Source organism: Autumnicola psychrophila, assembly GCF_031846645.1.
GTDB lineage: Bacteria > Bacteroidota > Bacteroidia > Flavobacteriales > Flavobacteriaceae > Autumnicola > Autumnicola psychrophila.
In genome coordinates, this window is the sequence record NZ_JAVRHN010000008.1 from 1 (window position 1) to 24,367 (window position 24,367).

Consider the following 24,367-nt stretch of genomic DNA (forward strand, 5'->3'; position numbering starts at 1 on the left):
GAAGTTACTGTGACTTCCGAAGCAACTGACAACTATTTGGCTGCATCAAAAGAAGTGTCTTTGGTGATCGAAAACGCAGAAATCACAGGATTGGCTTTTGAAGGCGCTACTTTCACTTATGATGGCACTGCACACAGCATCGCTGTCAGCGGCCTTCCAGAAGGTGCTACCGTAGCGTATGCCGATAATGGTCAAATTAACGCCGGCTCCTATATAGTAACTGCTACTGTAAGCCAGCCTGGGTATGCAGATCAAGTGCTCACTGCCAATCTGTTGATCAACAAGGCAGCACAGAACATCACTTTTGATGAAATTGCAGACAGAAGCCTTCAAGGCGATGATTTTCAATTAATGGCGACTTCTACTTCCGGATTACCTGTTATTTACACCTATACGTATGAGACAGAAAATCCTGCTGCTACAGTTGGGCCACGTGGTTTTGTAAGATTATTGCAGGCAGGGCAAATAGCCATTACCGCAGTTCAGGAAGGAAATAATAATTATGAAGCGGCAGCGCCTGTTACCATGCTCCTCACGGTTCGCAATAGCGAAGGGCGATTAGATACTGTTGTTATTAACGGTACTACATATACCAATCCTTCCGCTGAGATTTATTATCTCATTGGTTGCAGTGGTGAAGAAAATGAAGTTGAAATTCAGTTGGAACCAAATCCTGGTTCTTCAGTAGACCAGCAAGAAATCTTTACAATAGCAACACCGGCTCCAGGATTTTATTATCAAACTGTCACTGTAACTCCAGAAGATGGAAGTATCACCAGATCCTACAATATCACCATCGAAAAGAACTTCAATTTTGAAGATATCGTGGTTCAGAAATTTAATAACGTATTGCTTGTGAACAACAATCCGGAAACCAATGGTGGCTATAAATTCGTGAGCTACAAATGGTTTAAAAATGGATTATTAGTTGGAACAGACCAATATTTTTCTGAAGGTGATAATGCCAGCGATCAGCTGAATTCTGAGAGTACTTACTCTGTAGAAATGACAACAGAAGATGGAGAAGTACTAAGAACCTGCTCCACTTCCATTCAACTTAGAAGTTCGTATAAGGTAGTACTAACTCCCAACCCAGTGAACGCAGGAGAATCATTAGAGCTTTTTGCTGATTATCCTAAACAAGAATTGGAGACAATGGAACTTGCAATACATACGCTTAACGGAGGTCTTGTAAAACGACTAAGTTCAAATAGGAAAATCACCACGATTGATTTACCAGTCAACATGCAGGCAGGGGTTTATATTCTCAGCATAAGAACAAGTAAGCGCAATAATTCTGTGAAATTTATTGTCCGCTAATTCAACCACTGCAGTAATTTAAACTATCAAATAAAATATAATGAAAATCAATAATATAAATATTTACCCGAGCAAAACAAAAGTGAGGTTATTACTGGTCATGCTGATTTCCGGGGCCATAGGGACTTCCCATGCTCAATCTAAAAACGAAGTTTCTTTCTCCCTCGAGGGCTTATTCTCTAAACTTGACTATGAAGTACTAGGGCAGAAAAACGATATGGAAAACGGATTAAACTTTGGTGTAGGCTACTCTTACTATCTTTCTGATTATTGGAGTATTGGTACAGGTGCCGAGCTTCAGTACACCGAAGGCTCTGCTTACCTTTCATCTATAGAAGATGCTTACACCTCCTTAGATATGGAAGGCGAAGAATTTGAGTTTCGCTACCGCGCTGAAGATTTCTTTGAGTATCAGTATGCATATTTCCTGAACATACCTCTTCAGGTTCAATACGAAACCCAGGGAATCACCAGGTTCTATGCAGCAGGAGGTTTGAAAGCAGGCTTTGTTCTTCAATCAGAATACGAAGCACAGGCTTCTTCTTTAACAACCAGTGGATACTATAAACAATATGATGCAGAACTTCGTAATCCAAGATTTGCCGGATTTGGAGAATTTGGTTCTATGGATACATCAAGATCAGAACTAGGACTCAGAACCAATTTCATATTAAATATGGAAGCAGGAGTCAAATTTATGCTGGAAAATGATAAAGCTCTTTACATGGGCTTGTTCATAGACTATGGTCTAAAGGATGTAAAGCCTGAACAAAACCAGCAGAATCTTATTGCCTACAATACTGAAGATCCAACGAATTTCATGAATAGAAGTCTACTTTCGTCGGCAAATAATACTGACTCTACTGAATATGTGGAAGAAGTAAAGACATTGGCGTTTGGCCTGAAAATCCAATACGCACTTCAGTTCTAACACTGGTAGGAATTTAGTTAATGTCAGCCTCTTTATTAAAATAAAGAGGTTGTTTTTTTATATAACTAATTCATCTATTAAACATTTAACTAGTCCAAAAAGTGGACTTTTAATGTACTAGTGGCGGACTAGCTTTGAACCGGCTCTGGGATATTTCCGGGGCGAAGTAAATTTTTTCCGGGGCAAGCCCATGGAGCGCTCTGGGGGTGATAGGATTGTAACGAAAAAAGCGGTTAGTATAGCACAAAGAAATTACGAAGAATTTACGGTATGGGTCCATGATCTTTTTTAACGAAGGGCCATCCCTGAAATGAAGAGGAGCGGAATGAAAGGGAATGTGCTGAGGATATATCACTTTTATACCGTTCACCTGATGTAAAGGAAACGATATGATTAACTGAAGATCATCCTGGAGAGTTTGTCCTTTTTCTATCCATGGAACCTAATAGGTTAAGATTAAGGTGCCTAGGTTGGTGCACGCTATATGGAGGCGCTTCGAAACCGCAGGAATAGAGCTGAAATTAGAATTATATACACTCTAGCCTCTTTATTTGAATTTTTTTTATTCTCTTTTACCCTCTTGAATAGAAATGGAATTAGTTTAGCAAGATTGAACACCAAAATTTCAGAGATGAAAATTCACATGAACTTTTCACGAAATAAAATAGATTTTTTTTCTGTTGTACATGGAAGAAAATGTATAAATGAAAAAATCCTTATCTTTAAAGAGTACAGATATCCAATTACTTTACTACATTTTAATTCTAATGTGTGTTAATCGTGAGTTCAAAAAATCGGATTCACGAAAACCCTTGAAAATACAGGTGGTTTCAGAGCCTTATAAGCGTCCTGTCATCCCGACAAAGAAGCCGTCTCGTTTACTAAAATGAGGCGGTTTTTTATTTGGAATGTAATTGACGATTAAGCTATGATTTGTCAGGTCTTCCTTCCTGAAAAAATTGGTGCCCCATAGTTAAGGGAGTTTGTAAAATTCCAATTACTTTAATTGAAGGATTCATTTTAGACTTCCCTCTATAAATCCTCCAATATGTATCCTTTTCCGTGAATATTTATAAGGTTTATTTTTGGATCAAGCCTTAAATATTTCCGCAATTTAGACATGTGTACGTCCATGCTACGCCTGTTAAAGTAATCGGCACTTCCCCATAGTTCTCGTAAAACCAGTTTTCTATTCAATAACCGGTTCTTTTTTTGACATAAAAGGCGCAGTAATTCAGCTTCTTTTTCAGTAAGAATAATGGTTTCATTAGAGGAAACCAACCTACGACTTTCCCAATCAAATTCTAAGACACCTATTTTATAGGTAGTTTGTTGATTAATTTGTTGCTGACTTCTTCTTAAAACGGCTTTTATCCGGGCAACCAATTCTTCCTCATCAACTGGTTTTATAATATAATCATCTGCTCCTTTTTGAAAGCCTTGAAGTTTGTCAATTTTCATCGACCTCGCCGTTAGAAAAATAATGGGAATATCAGGATTTAATTTTTTTAATTCAGTTGCGAGCATAAACCCATCCATTTTTGGCATCATTACATCCAGAACACAAATGTCAAAAACTTCGTTTTCAAAAGCTTTCTGTCCCAATAGGCCATCACCTTTTAAGGAAACTATAAAATTATTCATTTCCAAATAGGTCTTTAGAGCATATCCAAGGGTCTGATCATCTTCTACCAATAAGATTCGAGGATTCATCTATATTAATTTTATTATTAGTGTAAACGGGAAAAATAATTGTGACCGTACTTCCCTGGTTTTTTTTGCTCTGAAAATTTATCTTTCCTCCATGAATTTCTGTCATCATTTTTACATAGCTCAACCCCAAACCAAAACCCTTAATATTGTGCAGGTCCCCATGGCTTACCCTATAAAATTTATCAAAAATATATGGTAAATTTTTTTCCTCTACTCCTATGCCTTTGTCTGTAATTTTAAGGATAATTTCACCTTCGGAATTAGAAGTAGAAATTGAAATTTTAGGTCCATTTTCAGAATATTTAATGGCGTTGTCCAAAAGATTGTCGATAATACTGGCAATGTGGACGGAATCTCCTAAAATTAAGAAATCAGATGCTTCCAGGTTACAGGAAAGTGTACCCGAAGCCGACTCAATAATAAGTTTATATATTTCTTTTTTTTGACGTATCGTTTCATGTAAATCCATAACCACAAGTTTTACATCCGGATTTGTCCTTTCCAAATCCGTCAATTCCAATACTTTCTCTATTTTACTTTTTAGTAAGTGATTTTCTTTCTCTAAAAGAGCTAAGTTGTATTTCAATTCACTTTCAGAAAATTCCGAATATTTTTTTTTGATTATTTTATAGATGATAGAAGAAGCAAAAATAGGGGTTTTAAGTTCATGGGTTAGGTTATTGATAAAATCGGTTTTTAATTCTGACAACTGTTTTTGTTTTTTTAACACTAAGAAGGTACTAAAAAAGCTACCTAGAAGAATAACTATCAAAATTATCGTAATGATAAGAATAGAATATATTTGGTAAAGTATATATAGGGATTTGTTGTGAAAAACCAGACCAAAACGGAAGACACCCTCTCCATACATCTCCTTAATTCTCCATCCGGCTTTGATGGAATATTCCTGAACATCCGGTTGTTTGATCTCTTTGGCTGAAGCAAAGACAATGGTATCTTCATAGCGCTGATAAAAGGCAAAATCGTAATCTAGAAAACCAACGCCCCTTTTAGTCATAATACTGTCAGTAAAATGCCGAATTTCATCTGTAAGCGCTGTTTCAATGGAATCTTTTTTTGATACGGGCTTAACCTTGTTGCCAATCAGATCAATAACCTGGTTACTTAACAATTCATCATCTTCTATTCTATGATGCATATCCAATAGAACATCATCTATTTCTTCATTAAAATTATGCTGTTGGATATCTACTTCCAGTTTAATAAGATGGTACTGAACAAGCAGAAGGCCCACTAAAGAAACAAAAATGAGTATAGTTATTATATAGATATGATCCTTAACAAAATCTATCCACTTATTCAAGAACCTATTAATCATACATAATAATAGTTAAAATATGTTGGATTTTATAGCCGCTTCACCTTTCCTTAACTTTCTTAACCTTTCCTTTAGGCAAATTAACCCTTTCAAAGCCCATTAGCTCTATTTTCTGTGGTTATTTTGATCTATGGAACGGTTCGCTGGGTTCTGAATATTTAGATATTCTGGGGATTGAAGCTAATGGATTAAATGCTTTTAAGAATCCGGGAGTGGGGAGGATGGAAGTCGATATAAACTTGATAAGCGCGAGTTTAATAGCACTAAAAGAAAAATATCCGATTTTATAGAAGCAGGTCTGGAGAATCCGTTCAATCCTAATAACGAAGCAATAAAAACATAACTTACATTGAATAATATTAACTTAAAATATATCGAAATGCAAATCTATGTGAAAACTATACTTCTTGCGCTGGTTGCCGTTATGGCATGCAAACCCTTAGCTGCCCAGGAACCGACTTCCTCTGAAACTACCGCCAATGAGCGTTATCGCGTTATCATTACATCTGACTTTCCACCATTTCCGGTGACCAATAGTGACCCTGATGACGTGCAGTCGATCGTTCGTTTCTTGCTTTACTCCAATGAATTAGATGTGGAGGGGTTAATTGCATCCGCCGGTACATTTGATATGGTTGCGGAAAAGGAAAATATCTTGGCCGCTCTTGATGAATACGATAAGGTTGACGAAAATTTACGAAAGCACGATGCCAAATACCCTACGGCCGATGCCCTTCGGGCCATTACCTATGAGGGCAAGGGCAATAACAACGGTATTAAAATAAAATGGGGATGTGACAAACAACCCGTTGAAGATATAATTGGAGAGGGTAAAAGTAGTGAAGCTTCAAATGCCATCATCGCCGCTGCCGACAAGCCCGATTCACGGCCAATATGGATCGGTGTATGGGGTGGCCCCAGAGAAATTGCCCAGGCCATCTGGGATGTCAGGAATACGCGAAGCGAAGAGGAACTGAAAACTTTTATCAGCAAGCTAAGAGTCTACTTGATCGCATGTCAAGATGCTTCGCATGAATGGCTCATGAACGAATTCCCGGACCTGTTTATTATCGAATCCAGGAAAACATACCATGGTATGTTTCACAGTGACAGTAAAGAATGGGCCCAGGAGAACATTATCAACAATCATGGGCCGCTTTGTGCCATCTATCCGCCAGAAGCCATGGCGGGCCCCGGAGTTATCGAGGGAGACACGCCCACTTTTTTGCATCTGATCAGTGCCAATCGGGGTATTAATGATCCTGAAGACCCAAGTCAACCCAGTTGGGGCGGAGCATATGTTCGCAAAGAAGGTACGAACCACTGGGTGGATGGACCTGGTGCGTCTACTATTTCAAAATGGAAAGATGACTATCAGGCCGAATTCAAGGAACGGGCAGACTGGTGTATTGAATAAATTGGCTTAGGACAAGTATTTTTTATTTTTGAAAAATATATATAATGTTAAAATATTTAATGAAAGCGTCATTTCATGGAATGGATTAAGAATTTTCTTGCTGTTCATGGAACCATCATAATTGCCATATTTTTCACATCTTCTGTTTTTGCTCAGGAGATCACAATCCGTGGGAAAATATTAGACGAGAAAGGAGCACCTTTGGAATCTGCGACCATTCACCTGGAAACAGTAACTGACAGCGCCATGGTAGGTTACGCCCTTTCGAAAGAAAATGGTGAATTTCAACTAAAGGGCACCACTTCCGAAGATAAAGGAAATCTTTTCGTTTCCTTCGCAGGTTTTAGCCCTTATAAATCTACTTTAAAAATAAAGAAGGAGGTGAATATTGGGACGATAAAGATGAAAATAGAGGAAAATACACTGGAAGAAGTGATGATAACCGCAACAAATCCTCCTGTAAGAATTAAAAAAGATACAACAGAATTTAATGCAGATTCGTTTCAAACCAGGCCGGATGCCAATTTGGAAGAAATAATGAAGAAACTTCCCGGTGTGGAGATAGATCGTGAAGGGAATATTACCATCAACGGAACTCCAATTTCGAGAATCATTGTGAACGGAGAAGAATTTTTTGGAGATGACCCGCAAATCGCGCTAAAAAACCTTCCGAAGGAGATTATCAATAGAATCCAGATCACCGATACAAAAACCGAATCCCAGGAATTCACCGGAGAATCGGGAGACTCCAACAATAAAACTGTTAATATTACCATTAAAGAAGATAAAAATAAAGGATATTTTGCCCGTGCTACGGCCGGCTATGGCACGGATGACCGATATGAAGCAAGCGGAATTTTCAATTATTTCAATGATGAATTCAGGACAAGTATTCTGGCTAGTTCCAACAATATTAACAGCTCAGGTTTTAGCTACGACGAAACCTTTGGTATGATGGGGCGCAGTGCTGTGAGAAATGACGGGGGAAGAGGGATCACCAAATCTGAATCTGCCGGTATCAATGCTGCCAATGAATGGAACAATATATGGGGGGTTGAAGAAGTGGAGGCTAGCGGAGACTATTTTTACGGAAGGAATGATACCGAACGTCGCTCTGCCACCCAAACTGAATATCTAATCCCCGGTTCCAGATACTTCAAAAATTCTGAAAGGGAGAGCAATAACCTCAATGACAGTCACCGTGCTAATGTGGAATTTGAAATAGAATTTGATACGCTAACTAGGCTCTCCATAGAATCTGATCTAAATACCAATTTTGGAGAATCTTACAGCGAGAGTTTTTCCGAATCTTTAAATGAAGATGGAGATCTCATTAACAACACTACAACCGATGAAAATGAGTCTGGTAACGGCTTGGATTTGGATAATGAAATTGATTTTACAAGACGCTTTGGTGCTAATGGTTCTTTCTTACATTTAGAATTTTCAAATAGTCATGAAAGAGAGAAAAACGAGAATGTTTACTATTCAGAAAGCATTTTCTTCCTGGAAGATAACGACAGTATTGCCATACAGGACCAATATATAGATGAAGAAGAAAAGGAAGATCAATATTCGGCTGAAGTAAGGTACCGCCTTGCCTTATCTCCGTTTTTTGACCTCGATGCTTCCTATGACTTTGATTACAGCTACGCGACCAATCAAAGATATGTCTATGAATCTGATGAAGAAAACGCTGCCGATTACACCCGAATAAATGAATTGTTAAGTAATGATTTTAAAGTTTTAAGCAAAAGACATTCCCCGAATATTGGCTTTAAATATGAAAAAGATGCCTGGGAAATTGAGACTGATCTTGGTCTTTTATATGCCGAACTGGAGAATACTAACCTTTTCCAGGAGACTTTCCTTCAAAACAACTACACTAATTTAAACCTGGAAATAGAAATTGAACATGAGGAGGAGGGAAAAGATCGCTATTCTATAAATTATGAAACCGAAGCAGATATTCCCTCCATAAGACAGCTTCAGCCAGTGGTGGACCGCACCGATCCTCTTGATATTATTATAGGGAATCCCGATTTAAGGCCTACCTATACCCACGACATGGATTTGAGATATCGTAATTATGATTACGACACGCGCAGCGGGATCTCCAGCTGGATATCTTTCAATCTAATTCAGAACGATGTAGTTTCCGTAACAACCATTAATGATAACCTGGTGAGGACCACCAGGTTCACCAATATTGACGGGGGCATGAATGCTAATGCAGGAATATCCTACAGTAAGCAAATAAAAAAAGAAATCAGCCAGTTCAGATTTAGAGTAAGATTAAACGGATCTTACGACAAAAACCTGGGTTTTACAAATGCTACAAAATTTCAGGCGGAGCGGTTTTCCTTTAGTCCGAATTTACGGTTCACCTATTCCATCGAAGAAATTTTGGAAATAAATCCCGAATATGAACTTTCCTATCAAAGCTCAATATATGATATTAACAGTGACAGGAATCAGAAGTTTATAAATCACAGCGCCGGTTTAGAATTCACCACTTACTGGCCTGAAGATCTAATTTTTGCCAATGATATTTCTTACCGTTACCTTGAAAACGTGGCACCGGGATTTGATAATTCCATAATTTTGTGGAATTTAAGCCTGGGCTATAAATTTTTAAAAGATGATGCTTCGGTAAAGATAAAGGTTTATGATCTGCTGGATCAAAATGTAGAAACAAGAAGGATTATTGAAGAAGATTACATCCGGGATTCCAGTAGTTTGATCTTAACCCGCTACGCAATGTTCAGTTTCACCTATAAACTTAGCAACATTGGAGGTAGAAACTCTATGGAATAGTAACTTAAAATCAGGGGAAGGGTACAGTGCATTATACTTTAGTACTGAAAGTAAAATAAATAAGTCGAATTTAAAGGACATGGCTAAAAGAAGGCTTGGGTTTTTCCTCCATCCATTGAAGAATTGTTTCCTTAGGAGCTGCGGGTTAGGATTGCCAATGAATTATTTTATATGCTGAAAAATCAGAGATTGATTTTTTAGACGAGGACCTTCTGGAAATCCTTCGGATGCTAGTGCAACTAATTCTGACGAATCCAATGTGGAGGCTATTTCTAATCTTCCCGATCCTTTAATCTATTACAATAAGTCCATTACAAATAGAAACATATAGTTAGTCTCCCTCCGCAATGGCGAAGATGATGCAATCATAAAGTTTTCTTTTTTTATCTGGTACAAAACCTCGTTTTTTAGTGGTGCTTCAAAAAATCATTTTCCAGTATAGACATACAGACCCATCTACTCCTAAAAGATGAACCAGTCTGGGGCAATGGTACACGAATGCGAAAAGCGGTAGGCAACAGGGATCCCCTTGTACTCTATAAACCTAAAGTTCTTAAGATTATAATTTTAACTAGTAAACTGCTTATAATGATCTACTATATAATTACCCAAGTTTTTTGTCTTGTGGACGAGTTTGCATAGAATATGATCAAGTCAACGAGAACCACTTATTAGGCAACCCCTCTAAAGTCATTACCATTGCCATTATCTTACAGTTTAGCGGTTTCAGGGCGTTCAATCATTTTTATCAGTATTATGTGAAGGTGCATTATGTAAGAACAATCGCATAAAGCGAAAAAAGGTGTTCGAACAATATGAAGAATTCACTGATGACACTCTCGGACAAAATACTGCTGAGAAAGCGTTCTATTATAGAGACTGCAAACGATGAAAGCAAAAATATAAACCAGATCGAGCTCTTAAGGCACAGAAGCTTCGGCAACTTTATGACAAACCTTATCCGTGGGAAAATAACTTACAGTTTCCTGCCCAAAAAATCATTAATCAAATTTCAGACTCTTCAAAAACAAAAGCTGGTTATTTTAATCGAACTCAAATTTTAACCTCTTATGGAAAATAGATAACAATGATAGAAAATTAAGCGCATTTCTAGAAAGCTATTAATTATTTGTGTTTCCACTATTTTCAACCCTAATCTTGGTTTAACGCGAGGCAGGTAATAAATAAAGCGAAAAGAATTAAATTTTTTTTAAGAATATTTTTGTTATTGATAATTTGTGAATATATTTACGTAATCGATTACATTGTTAAAGGTTTATAAATTTGTTTCTGCTTTTTTTAGTGAAAGACTGTATTATCGAGTTGTATTAAAATTTATTTAACAATTAACGAAATCGTTTTCGACCAAAGGACCTTGACTAAAACGTATTCACATTATTTAAATGAAGTATTTATGATGAAAAAATTACACTACAAATTATGTTGTCTTTGTAGGACTACATTTTCGGAAGGGAAGCATAACGGTATATCTTTGGTGATCTTACTTGTATTTTTTCTTATAGGTTCAGGTAATCCCCTTTTTGCTCAAACTACCCCGATAACGGGAACAGTAATCGCTGGAGATGATGGAAGCCCACTTCCCGGGGTTACGGTTTTAGAACAAGGAACTTCTAACGGAACCGTGACAGATTTTGATGGTGAATATTCTCTGCAGGTTTCAAGTGAAGATGCTATTTTAGTTTTTAGTTATGTTGGATTTCAAACTCTTGAGGTTGATTTAAATGGGAGAAGTGTTATTGACGCATCACTGGAGGTAGATTCAAATTCTTTGGATGAGGTCGTGGTGGTAGGTTATGGTACTACCAGAAAATCAGACCTAACAGGGTCAGTGGTTTCTATCTCTGGAAATGACTTGACCGAGCAGGCAAAATCTAGCGTTGCAGAGACCCTGACAGGGAGACTTGCTGGGGTGCAAGTGCTTTCCACTGAAGGTTCGCCAGATGCTGAAATTAATATCAGGATACGAGGTAATGGTTCTTTAACCCAAGATAGTTCGCCATTGATAATTGTTGATGGTTTCCCTGTTAATAGCATGAGCGATATTAGCCCTACAGATATTGCAAGTATTTCAGTGCTCAAAGACGCTTCCTCTACCGCTATTTATGGTTCAAGAGGAGCTAACGGAGTTATAATTATCACTACAAAAGACGGAACGAGCGGGAAAATCAGTGTGAATGCCAATACTTTTTATGGATTTCAGAAGATTGCAAATACTCTTGATGTTCTAGATCCGGAGGATTTCGTTAAATGGCAATATGAATATGCACTGCTCGATGATCCGGAAAACCTGGATTCATATGAAAGATATTTTGGACTTTGGCAGGATTATGATCAATATGTCGGTAAGGAGGGCAATAACTGGCAAAAACAGATTTACGGTAATATGGGCGAAGTCCAGAGTCATGATGTAGCAATTAGGGGCGGATCGGAAAAAGCCAGCTTCAACTTTAATTATGCTCATTATGATGTAAACACTATAATGATAGGTTCAGATTTTAAAAGGGATAATTTGTCTTTGGCTCTTAAAAGTAAACCTGGCGAGAAGGTAGATTTGTCTTTTACAATAAGGTATTCTGATACAGAGATTCACGGGGGTGGAACTAATGAGCAAAATGAGATTTCTTCTGCTGATTCCCGATTAAAATATAGTGTCCAATATTCCCCAATCCCAATTTCCGGACTTACAACCACAAACACAGACCAAGCTTTAGCCGGTTATTTGGTTAATCCTTTTGTGGCCACTGCTGACAATCAAAGACAGCAGCTAAGGAAGAATTTTAATATGTTGGGAAGTTTTGGCTGGGATATAATAGATAATCTAAGGTTTCAGTCTGATTTTGGTCTTGACAACCGTATTGATCAGGATTATCGTTATTACGGACGCTCTACTTATTATTCAAGAAATAGACCATCTGCAGAAAATCAAGGCTTGCCTTCATTGGTTTATAGCGATAGAAAGCGTGAAAGTTTTAGGAATGCCAATACATTCAATTACGATTTTAATAATTTCCTTAATGAAGATCACAATATTAAATTGCTGTTGGGTCAGGAGATGATTGTAACCCGGGATAACGATGAAACTTCTGAAATTCAGGGTTTTCCTCAAGATTTTGGTTTTGAAACCACAAGAAAATTAACTACCCAGGGAACACCACAAAGCGTGGATAATTTCTATAGACCTGATGATAAGCTATTGTCTTTCTTTGGACGTGTTAATTACGATTATAAAAGTAAATATTTAGTTACAGCGACTTACCGTGCAGATGGCTCCAGTAAATTTCTTGGTGATAATCGTTGGGGATATTTCCCTTCTGCAGCGGTAGCCTGGAAATTAAAAGAGGAGAATTTTCTAAAAAACGTGGAATGGTTGGATGCCCTTAAGTTGAGGTTAAGTTATGGGGAGGCTGGTAACAATAATATCCCGGCGGGACAAACCGTGCAAAGCTTTCAATCAAACACAACGACCTATCTTAATGAAATCCCAACTTATTGGTCTGCTTCTAGGGTCTTGGCCAACCCGGACCTAAAATGGGAAACTACGGTAACACAGAACGTTGGTCTTGACTTTGATATATTTGGCGGAATTTTAAATGGTAGTTTTGAAGCATATAAAAATATAACTACAGACCTATTACTTGCATTTCGTACCCCGGGATCTGGATATGAGTTTCAGTACAGAAACCTTGGAGAGATTCAAAACACAGGTGTAGAAGGCTCAATAAATATTAACGCAATTGCAAAGGCAGACTATGGTTTAAACTTATCTCTAAACGCATCTGCAAACAGGAATAAGATTAATTCCTTAGGTTCTCTGGAAGATTATCAGGAGTATTCTGGCTGGGCCTCTTCCGAAATTGGAAGTGATTATGCTGTATGGGTTGGACAACCTGTAGGGGCGATGTTTGGCTATCAAAATGATGGGCGCTATGAAGTATCAGATTTTGATTTCGATGCCACGACAAATGAGTATACGCTAAAACCAGACGTGGTAGATAATAGTGAACTTATTGGTGAAGTAATGCCTGGTTCTTTGAAGTTAAAGGATATTAATGACGATGGAGTCGTGGATATTAATGATAACTCCATTATTGGGGATGCCAATCCAGATTTTACCGGTGGTTTTGTGCTGGATGCTTATGCCTACGGCCTTGATTTTTCCGCAGCTTTTAATTTTAGCGTGGGGAACGATGTTTATAACGCTAATAAGGTGCAATACACCACAGCCAATGAAAACAGTCAGTATCGAAACTTAAGTACGAGTATGGCAGATGGAAGCAGGTGGACGAACCTAAACCCTGAAACCGGTCAACTTATAACTGATCCAGATGCGCTAGCAGCTGCAAATACAAATACCACGATGTGGTCTCCTTATATGCGAAGTTATGTATTTAGTGATTGGGCGGTAGAAGATGGTTCTTTTCTTAGGTTGAACACTCTTACTTTGGGTTACACCCTGCCTTCTTCATTTCTTTCTAAATATAATATTACTACACTTAGATTTTACACAACGGCAAATAATGTGTTTATCCTAACCGATTATTCGGGTCTTGATCCAGAAGTGTCCACCAGGAGAAGTACCCCGCTTACCCCGGGAGTGGATTATTCTCCATTCCCCCGAAGCAGGCAAGTAGTATTTGGCTTAAATCTTAATTTCTAAAATATTTAATGAAAATGAAAAACTTAATAAAAATCTGTACGATATTTTTTATGACGTGCCTGATGATATCTTGTGAGGAAGATTTTTTAGATGAAGATTTTCTTGATGCTCCGGCAAAATCAACCCTGGATGAATCTACTATTTTTTCTACAGTGGGCTTAGCAAAAGGTGCTGTTGATGGTATCCTCGAGCCTATGGGTCAAACGAACTCGTATCGTGGCCGGTTTATTCCTTTTTATGGATTTAATACAGATGTGGAATATCATTATCGAGCAGGTAATGAAGGCTCAGATGCCGATTTACTATACTACGACGCGAAACCAGGAAATTCCAGAATGAATACTGACAATAACGCTTGGGCCATGATGTATCAGGGGATTGAGCGGGCAAATATTGTAATACGAGGTCTAAGAACTTTTGGTAATCCTGAACCAGGTACCGAATTTGGACAGCTTTTGGGAGCGGCACTTACATACCGGGCCGTGTATTATGCAGATCTTATGAAGACATGGGGGGATGTTCCCGCCCGTTTTGAGCCTATAACATCTGAAACTTTATATTTGCCAAAAACAAGTCGTGATACAATTTACAAACGCCTTATCGCTGATCTTGGTGAAGCTTCAACATTAGTGGCATGGCCTAATGAAAGCCCGGCTACTTCTACCGTAGAACGTATTAATAAAGCCTTTGTAAAAGGCTTTAGGGCTAGACTTGCTCTTGTGGCCTCCGGTCATCAACAATACCCCGACGGGGTAAGGAGAAGTAACGACCCAGATCTTTCTGTACAGAATATGTATCAATTGGCACTGGATGAGAGTAGGTCTGTCATTAATAGTGGTTCTGCTTCCCTTGAACCTTCATTTGAAGGATTCTGGAAAAAATTTAATCAGGAAAATGTAAATGCAGGTGGGGAATCCTTATGGGAAATTCCTTTTGCTGATGGGCGCGGAAGGGTTTTGTTTTCATTCGCCGTTCCCCATAATAGTGTAGATCAGTTTACCGGTCAGCCCAGGGGTGGTGATGCAGGTCCAACACCTACAGTTTATTACGATTACGACGAGAGCGATATGAGAAGGGATGTAACATGTGTACCTTACCAATGGGGTGCCGCAGTGGATGGAATTGCTCAGCAGGAACTTACGGGTATTGATACCTGGTACTTTGGGAAATATAGATATGAATGGATGAACCGTTATGTGACTTCAACAAATGACGATGGAGTAAATTGGATTTATATGAGATATGCCGAGATCCTACTAACTGCAGCTGAAGCGGCTAATGAACTGGAGGGGCCGGCAGCAGCAGCACCATATCTTAAAGAAATTCGTAGAAGAGCCTTTCCTTCAGATCAGCACAGTGAAAAGGTAGATGCTTATGTGGATGCACTTGGTTCTAAAGAAGAAATGTTCAATGCTATTGTAGAAGAGTACAAATATGAATTCACTGGTGAGATGGATCGAAAAATGGATCTCATAAGGTGGAATCTTCTAAGTGAAAAATTAGATGAAGAAAAAGAAGAATTGACCAATCTACAAAATAGAACCGGAGATTATGCAAACGTACCTACCACATTATATTTTAGATATGACGAAGATGGGTATACAATAGATATCTATGGTTTGGAAAGAGGCGAAACTTCAAATCCCGGTCCGGAGTACTCCGCTTTTCCCTGGGATCAGCCATTAGATGAAATTATTAATACAATTTACAAACCAGGAGTCAATCCAGACGATAGGCAATTTTGGCCAATTTGGCAGGTCTTTATCGATGCCAGCAATGGTCAATTAGTAAACGATTATGGGTACTAGAAAGAAAATTAATTAATACGTTATGAAAGTAAAATATATATTTAAAAGTTTACTAATAGCTATTCTACTGGTGGTAACCTTTACCGGTTGTGACTATGATAAAGAACTTATTGAAGAGCTTCCCGTAAACAGAGAATTCGCTCCGGTAAATCTGTCAGCGTTCGTAAGGAATCAGGTAAATGTAGAGCTAAACTGGACAGTTAATGAAAATGCCAACAGCTATATTGTTGAGTTTGCGAATGATTCATTACAATTCAACAATATTGTAAGAACGGTTGAGGTGAATCCGAATGAATTACCGGTTCTTGTACCCTTAGAAAGTGAAACTTTATATTCAATTAGGGTAAAGACCATTAGTGATAGAGGACTCGACGATTCTTCATGGGCAACCACTACGACCCGAACTTTGACAGAACAGATTTTTATTGAAGGTGAAGATGGCGATATTAAGTCTGGTGAAGCCATCTTGAGATGGGTGCCTGGCAGCGAGGTTACTGAAATTAGTATAAGCCCTGGAGATATAACCTATACGATTACTGCTGAAGATAGAGCCGCGGGAATCGCTACTGTGACCGGTCTTAGCTCAGAAACAGATTATACAGCCACCTTGCTAAACGGTAGTCAGATTAGAGGCGTGAAAACCTTTACTACTGGAATCGATATCGGAGATGGTAAACTAGTTACTCCGGAAGATGATCTGTTGCAGATGATCACAGATGCAGTCACAGGAGACATTCTTGTACTCGAACCGGGTGATTATACAGCCCAAACTGGAACGGTAACCTTGGATAAATCTTTAACCATTAGAGGGTTAAGAAGTTTCGATAAGCCACTTCTTCAACTTAATTTCGAATTGGTCGCCGGAGCTGATGACGTTGAATTGATCGATCTGGACCTGCAGGGTCTTGGTGAAGGATCATCAGATCTTTCAGATGCTGTAAGGTACACTGGTCCAGGAAATTTCAATTCTCTATTGATAAGTGGTTGTAACATCCATGATTATGGACGTTCCTTTATTGCCGGTAATGAAACTGATGCCATTTTGCAAACACTTACTGTTGAAAGTAGTATAGTTTACGACATCTTTACTTCAGGAGGGGACTTTATAGATTTCAGGAATTCTGATGTACTTAACTTAAATTTAATCGAAAGTACATTCTATAATGTTGCTCCGGGACGTGACTTTATAAGAATGGATGCCAGTGGGACCTCTAATGACACGGGCGTAACTTCCAATATACTTATAGATAGCTGTACTTTATATGCAGTTGCTGATGACGATAGTAGAAGGATTTTATATGTAAGATTTGTATCCAATGATGTAACCGTTAGAAATACAATTATTGCGAATACTGAATCTGAAGGTTATGCAGATAGGGAAGGAATAGATGAATCTCCAGATTTTAGTAATAATAATTACTTTAACGCACCTGGCTTTCTTGATACATCTCAGTACATTTTTGATGATAGTAATTTTTTCAACTTAGATCCGGAATTTGCCGATCCATCATCAGGAGATTTTACCATCTCAAATCAAACACTTATTGACAATCAGATAGGCGATCCTCGCTGGAGATAATATGGTTTTAAAGCTAAAATAGTGATAAAGGGGTATGTGTTTTAAGAACATATGCCCCTTTATTTTTAAAAATTATTATGCAATAGGGATTTCGATAAAAGCTTATCTTAAAAAAGGACAATTATTGGGATAATTGGAGAATAGGCGCCTAGGGAACAATAGATGATCAAGTTTAAAGAAACCTGGTCCTGGATTAAAGTAAATTAAAAGCTTACATGGAAGATTAAATCTTCATATAAATACATTTTTAATCAAATTAAATCTTTATGGAATGATGAAAAAATTACAATTCTTAGGCCTGTTCCTCCTGCTGGGAGTTTTACAGGGCTATTCACAAGAAACCTCAGGAAAACTTCCAGATGTTTGGGATTTTGGTGCCACACAGCTTGATGAGTCTGAGTATAATAATCAATTGTCGGAAGAAATTATCAATTCCTGGTATGATGCATCCATAACCCCGGGAACCTCGGGCATTAATTTACCAGATTTCGCGGTTGGAGACCTTAGCTTTACAGGAGGTGGGAGTGACCGCCTGAGAACCAGCAATACAAATCTTACCCGTTATGATGACAACATTGATGAATCTGAAGATTTTAAAGGAAGGGTTTATATCAATTCATCGGGAGCTACAGGCAGGTTTCTCAGCCTTAAATTGTCTGAAGGTGATGAAGTAACAATTTGGGCTCTTTCTCAGGAAGGTGACAGTAATATTCATTTTGAAAATGCTGCAGATTCAGAACAACAGAATGATGTAGTTGCTGTTGGAGAAGAAATTACCGAATTAAAATTTACGGCAGAGACTTCCGGCACTTATAATATCTATGACGATACCGGGAAACCAAGTTATTTTAGAATCGTACGTGAAAGTAATACGATGAGTTCAGAATCAGGCAGTGATCTTACCGATGCTTGGGATTTTGGTGCCACACAACTTGATGAAGCTGAGTATAAAAATCAATTGTCGGAAGAAATTATCATTTCCTGGTATGATGCATCCATAACCCCGGGAACCTCGGGCGTTAATTTACCTGATTTCAAGGTTGGAGATCTTAGGTTTACAGGAGGTGGAAGTGACCGCTTGCGAACCAGTAATGTGAATCTTACCCGTTATGATGATGATATTGATGAATATGAAGATTTTAAAGGAAGAGTTTATATTAATTCATCGGGAGCTACAGGAAGGTTTTTTAGTCTGGACTTGACTGAAGGTGATGAAGTAACAATCTGGGCTCTTTCCCAGGAAGGTGACAGTAATATTCATTTTGAAAATACTTCAGATTCAGAACTTCAGAATGATGTAGTTGCTGTTGGAGAAGAAATTACCGAATTAAATTTTACGGCAGAAACTTCCGGAATCTATAAGATCTATGACGATACCGGGAAACCGAGTTATTTTAGAATTTTACGAAAAAGTGCTAACAATGCTACGGTAAGCGGTAATGTAGATGTTACTGCAGCCTCAGATATTCCTGGTGATTACAGCATAGTTTTTACCAATGAAAGTGGTGATACCTGGAGTTCTTCAGTTTCTGAAGGTGCTTATACGCTGGACCTTCCTGCAGGTTTTACCTATGACATTTCTCTTGAAGGTGCCGATGGTTATTCAATTACCGGTAGTTCTAACATAGAGATTACAGAAAATACTGCTCTGAATCTATTGATTCAAAAGGATGGAGCTGCAGGAAATGGACTGGCAGATGTCTGGGATTTCGGTGCTACTCAGCTTGATGAAACACAATTCAAAAATCAATTATCCGAAGAGGTGATCAACTCTTGGTATGACGAATCCATAACCCCGGGAACCTCAGGCATTAATTTACCCGATTTCACGGTTGGAGATCTTAGCTTTACCGGGGGTGGAAGTGACCGCCTGCGAACCACAAATATCAATCTTACCCGTTATGATGATGATATTAATGAATACGAAGATTTTAAGGGAAGATTATATATAAATTCATCGGGTGCCACCGGCAGGTATTTTAGCCTTGAACTGAATGAAGATGACGAAATTAGCCTTTGGACACTTACTCAAAATGGTAATGGTAATATCCATTTTGAATATGTAGCAGATCCAGAACTTCAAAATGATGTAGTTGCTGTGGGGGGAGAGCTTACAGAAGTCAACTTTATGGCTAAAACCGCAGGTACTTATCATATATATGACGACACAGATAAGCCAAGTTACTTCAGGATTGTACGCAAAAGTGCTACCTATACAACATTAACAGGGAACGTGAATGTGGCAGAAGCTGAAGGTATCCCCTCAGATTTTAGTGTCGTATTCACTAATGAACTTGGGAAGACATGGCAACTTCCTTTTACCAATGGAGGTTCATATAGTGTAGTTCTTCCTGTTGGATATCAATATGAGGTTTCTCTTGAAGGGGCTGAAGGTTATTCTATCGACAGTAATTCTAGTCTGGAAGTAACAGAAAGTACTTCTTCATATGATATCGATATTGTAAAAGATTTAATATATGTAGAAGGCCTGGCCGATGTATGGGATTTTGGAGCAACCCAACTGGACGAGTCTCAATATAACAACATGCTGAATGAAGCTAGAATAAACTCCTGGTATGATGAATCGATCACGCCGGGAACCTCAGGCCATACCTTGCCAGATTTCACAGCTGGTGACCTTAGTTTTACCGGAGGTGGAAGTGATAGGTTAAGAACAACCAATTTGAATCTTACCCGATATGATGATGATATTGATGAATATGAAGATTTTAAAGGAAGGGTTTATATCAATTCCAGAGGTGCTACCAACCGTTTTATAAGTTTGGATCTAAAGGAAGATGATAAAGTAACTCTTTGGGTGCTTGGTCAGGATGGGAATGGTGAGCTTTACTTTGAGAATACAGCAAACCCTGAACTACAGAATGATGTTGTAAGTGTGGGTGGTGAACTTCAGGAAGTGAGTTTTGTGGCAAATGCAAGCGGAACTTATCATATTTATGATACGGCCGATAAACCAAGTTATTTCAGAATTATTAGAACACCTGCCACTTATACCAGCCTATCAGGAAATATAGATCTAACTGAAGCGCCGGAAATTCCCGACGATTATTCAATAGTATTTTCAATTGAGGAAGGTAAAACCTGGAACTTAACACCAACCGATGGTTCCTACCAGATTGAATTGCCAACCGGCTTTGACTACAACATTGCTCTTGAAGGAGCTGATGGATATGTAATTTCAGATGGTGCTTCGGTAACTATAACTGAAAGCACAGCTACCCATGATATTACTATAGAAAAAGTCGAAATTTATTCTGTTACTGGATCAATTGTTGGTCTGGATGAAAATATTGAAGATTTAGCCATAACATTTACTCCAGATCCGGGTGCGGGTGCACTATATGTTCCGAAGCCAATGATTGATACAGATGCGGGAACCTATTCTGTAAACCTTGAACCAAATGTTCAGTACACCATTGAAAGTGAAGGTGTAGATGGATATTATATTCCAGAAAACACGCTGGAAATAACAGGTGAAAGCACAAGTGATATCGTTTTTGAAGCTGAACCTGATGGGCCATTTGGAGATATTGATGGAGACGGAATTCTGAATGCTGATGATAATTGTCTCTCAACTCCTAACCCAGATCAGGCAGATGTTAATGAGAATGGAGTTGGAGATGTCTGTGAGGACGATGATGAAGACGGGATCATCAATTATGAGGACGATTGTCCGGATACTCCTGAAGGTTCCATTGTAGATGTATTTGGTTGCGAGATTTTTGATCTTGCGGCAGATAATTTTAATATATCTGTATATGACGTAAGTTGTAATGGAAAAGATGATGGCTACATTAGTATTAGTGCAGTAGATACGAATTATGCGTATAATGTAGCTGTATCTGGTACGGGAACCGGTACTGCAACTTTATCTTCTTCAAATGGATTTTCAGCAGATATTGAAAATCTTGCGGCAGGAAGTTATGAGCTATGTGTAACCGTTGATGGACAGGACAATTACGAGCAATGTTATAATGTGACGGTAGAAGGACCAACACCTTTAGAGGCCTATTCTTCTATAAACAATGCCAGTAATTCAGTAACCTTTTCTCTGGATGGGGCTGAAGTTTACACGATAGAACATAATGGTGAAATTACCACTACTTCGCAATCCAGGGTAAGCTTAAACCTCGAAAAAGGTAGGAACAAATTTATAATTTCTACAAACTCTGAATGTCAGGGCACATTTTACAAGGAAGTTTTAATGTCTGAAGAAGTTGTGCTGTTTCCAAATCCAACTAAGGGTGACCTTCAGGTTTATATCAATGGAGCAGATACTAATGTAAATGTATCGCTGATGAATCTTAGTGGAACGAAGTTTATTTCAGAAAAAATGGAAATTCCTTCAGACAGGGTCATCCATCTTGACCTGACCAATTATAGAAACGGAGTGTATTTCCTTCAATTGAAATCAGCTACGGTAAGTAAAACTTTAAAAGTTATTAAATCATGAAAAACTCTATAAATATACATTACAAAGCGCTCATAATCTTTGTCTTGGCTGCATTAGCAGTGTCATGTTCCAGTGATGATGATGCCGGGGTAACTAATAATGCAGTCCCGGGAGCGGCCAGTCTGGCACTTCCGCAGGATAATACAGAATGTGAAATAGGTGATGTCGTAGCCAATATGGCTGAAGTAGCTTTTGAATGGAGTGAAGCCAGTGATGCCGATTTCTATGATCTTGTAATTACAAATCTGAATACCCAGGAGATTACGCAGAGGCCTAATTTAAATGCTACTGCAATTGTAGTTAGACTGGAAAGGGGAAATCCCTATACCTGGAGGGTTGTTTCCAAGAATGATGGAGAAGAAACTACCGCTTCAGAACCTTACCGGTTTTATGTAGCCGGCGAGCCCGGATCTAATAATGTTCCTTTTCCTGCATCATTAATGTCACCTGCTTCCGGAGCTATGGTGTCCCCTGTTGATGGTAAAGTGACTTTAGAATGGGAAGCTGCCTCGACTGATACCGATGGGGATGTTTTGACCTATACGTTATTTTCAGATACGGTGGATGGCGATCAGGAACCGCCAGAAGAATGGAAAGGTATTACCGGGACTTCCATGGAAGTAGAGGTAGATCCTAACAGTATTTATTACTGGCATGTGGAAACCACAGATAGTAAGAATACAGCTATAAGCAATACCTTCTCCTTCAGAACAGGTGAAAACACCTCTTCTGTACAAGGGGAAATAGTGAGTACTTCTCAGGAAATTTTAGATGCTATTGCAGCGGCTGTTCCGGGAGAAAACATCTATATCCGCGGCGGAGATTATATGTTTGATTCCACTATAGAAATTAGTACCAGTGGTAGTGAGGGCAATATGATTTCCTTATTGGCACATCCTGAAGATGAAATCAGGCCAAGATTCGATTTTTCCTCGATGGCTGAGAATTCATCTAACCGAGGGATAGAATTAAATGCTGATTACTGGCATATAAAAGGGATCGATATATATAATGCTGGCGATAACGGGATGTTTATTGAAGGCCATGAAAACCTGATTGAATTCTGTACCTTTTCTGAATGTTCAGATACCGGTCTTCAGTTAGATAATGGTGCCGCTAACAACACTATCCTGAATTGCGATTCCTTCTTTAATGCCGATTCCACACTTGAAAACGCCGATGGCTTTGCAGCTAAACTAAACGTAGGTACAGGAAATAAATTTGTAGGCTGTAGAGCATGGCAAAACCTGGATGACGGATGGGATGGTTATTTAAGAGGAGCTGATAATGTAACTACCACTTATGAAAATTGCTGGGCTATCCAAAATGGCTATTTAGAGGATGGCTCCCCAAGTGGAGGTGATGGTAACGGTTTTAAAACCGGCGGAAGCGATGATAAGGACCTAAAGCATAATGCAGTTTATGTGGATTGTATCGCAGTAGGAAACGCAGCTGATGGTTTTGATCATAACAGTAACAGGGGAGATGTGTCCCTATATAATTGTTCCGCCTATGATAATGGAAACAATTATGGCTTTGGTAGTACAAATTCTCTTGAGAAACTCGTAATCAAAAACAGTAATGTGCTTGGAGAAGTTGGTAGTATTAATGCTACAACACTTGATGTTACTAATAATAGTTGGGATACGGAAGGAGTTGAAAGTTCAGTGGATGACTATGTAAGTATAGATTATTCTGAACTAACAGCACCAAGAAATGCCGATGGAAGCCTTCCGAATGTAAGCTTTTTTCATCTTAAATCTGATAGCGATTTAATTGATGCAGGAGTAGATGTAGGATTACCTTATAACGGTTCAGCACCAGATCTTGGAGCATTTGAGTTTTAAATGAAATAAATTAAAAATAAGAATTTTAATATTCTTATGTTACAAAGCATATTTCGTTTTAATCAGGCGCCGTCTTGTGAATTTTTATTAACTCACAAGACGGCGCCTTTTAGTTCATGAAGTTTACTGCGAATCGGATTATTTCCTCCTTCTTAATTAAACCTCAAATGAATTATCTAATCATTTTAAATAGGTTGAAAGTATAGAGTAGAGGCCTTCACGGTAATTGCTTCATAGCACGATAATGTATGAAGCTACAACCCATTTAGCGCTCCGTGAAGAAGAATTATAATGGATTGTCTCTATTTCCTTCTGAGCTATAAGCCACCCAGCTAATTTTTTACCATCATTTGTTAAACATTTACTTATAGTAATAATTCAGGTGGCTAAATGCTATAAATATCAGTTTTTAGTTAAAAAATTTGGTACTTAATAATTTATAAA

General features: G+C 38.4%; 11 protein-coding genes and 1 pseudogene. 10 read left to right on the top strand and 2 right to left on the bottom strand.

What is annotated here, in order from left to right; translation table 11 throughout:
* Together RM541_RS11355 and RM541_RS11360 are read left to right on the top strand one after the other, a co-directional pair.
* On the top strand, nt 1-1,320 hold a 1,320-nt coding region (locus tag RM541_RS11355; RefSeq protein WP_311500268.1), incomplete at its 5' end, for a T9SS type A sorting domain-containing protein.
* Between the two features lie 40 nt (nt 1,321-1,360).
* Nucleotides 1,361-2,251, top strand: a complete 891-nt coding sequence (locus RM541_RS11360) for a porin family protein (RefSeq protein ID WP_311500269.1) — start codon at nt 1,361-1,363, stop codon at nt 2,249-2,251.
* A 1,032-nt stretch (nt 2,252-3,283) separates the two neighbouring features.
* Here RM541_RS11360 and RM541_RS11365 read toward each other — a convergent pair.
* The gene (locus RM541_RS11365; RefSeq protein WP_311500270.1) at nt 3,284-3,964 is read right to left on the bottom strand and encodes a response regulator transcription factor; all 681 of its coding nucleotides are present in this window, start codon (nt 3,962-3,964) and stop codon (nt 3,284-3,286) included.
* Nucleotides 3,933-5,303 (bottom strand): sensor histidine kinase, encoded by a 1,371-nt coding sequence (locus RM541_RS11370; protein ID WP_311500271.1) that lies wholly within the window; start codon nt 5,301-5,303, stop codon nt 3,933-3,935. Before RM541_RS11370 ends, RM541_RS11365 begins: the two co-directional genes overlap by 32 nt.
* 349 nt (nt 5,304-5,652) lie before the next feature.
* Here RM541_RS11370 and RM541_RS11375 point away from each other — a divergent pair, with 349 nt between their 5' ends.
* From RM541_RS11375 to RM541_RS11410, 8 genes and pseudogenes are all read left to right on the top strand, one after another.
* Nucleotides 5,653-6,720 carry a DUF1593 domain-containing protein gene (locus tag RM541_RS11375; protein ID WP_311500272.1) on the top strand — a complete coding sequence of 356 codons (1,068 nt, stop codon included), beginning with the start codon at nt 5,653-5,655 and terminating at the stop codon, nt 6,718-6,720.
* 75 nt (nt 6,721-6,795) lie between these two features.
* Nucleotides 6,796-9,537 (top strand): outer membrane beta-barrel protein, encoded by a 2,742-nt coding sequence (locus RM541_RS11380; protein WP_311500273.1) that lies wholly within the window; start codon nt 6,796-6,798, stop codon nt 9,535-9,537.
* 809 nt (nt 9,538-10,346) lie between these two features.
* Nucleotides 10,347-10,601, top strand: a pseudogene (locus RM541_RS11385) (transposase); the annotation flags it as partial.
* A gap of 350 nt (nt 10,602-10,951) precedes the next feature.
* Nucleotides 10,952-14,215, top strand: coding sequence for a SusC/RagA family TonB-linked outer membrane protein (locus tag RM541_RS11390; RefSeq protein ID WP_311500274.1), 3,264 nt, complete (start codon nt 10,952-10,954; stop codon nt 14,213-14,215).
* A 14-nt stretch (nt 14,216-14,229) separates the two neighbouring features.
* Nucleotides 14,230-16,023 (top strand): RagB/SusD family nutrient uptake outer membrane protein, encoded by a 1,794-nt coding sequence (locus RM541_RS11395; protein WP_311500275.1) that lies wholly within the window; start codon nt 14,230-14,232, stop codon nt 16,021-16,023.
* 22 nt (nt 16,024-16,045) lie between these two features.
* Complete coding sequence (locus RM541_RS11400) at nt 16,046-17,602, top strand: DUF4957 domain-containing protein (RefSeq protein ID WP_311500276.1); 1,557 nt, start codon at nt 16,046-16,048, stop codon at nt 17,600-17,602.
* Nucleotides 17,603-17,873: 271 nt separating this feature from the next.
* Complete coding sequence (locus tag RM541_RS11405) at nt 17,874-22,076, top strand: T9SS type A sorting domain-containing protein (RefSeq protein WP_311500277.1); 4,203 nt, start codon at nt 17,874-17,876, stop codon at nt 22,074-22,076.
* A complete protein-coding gene (locus tag RM541_RS11410) occupies nt 22,073-23,923 on the top strand; it encodes a right-handed parallel beta-helix repeat-containing protein (RefSeq protein WP_311500278.1) in 1,851 nt (616 codons plus the stop codon). The genes RM541_RS11405 and RM541_RS11410 overlap by 4 nt, the downstream gene beginning before the upstream one ends.
* The last annotated feature ends 444 nt before the right edge of the window (nt 23,924-24,367 follow it).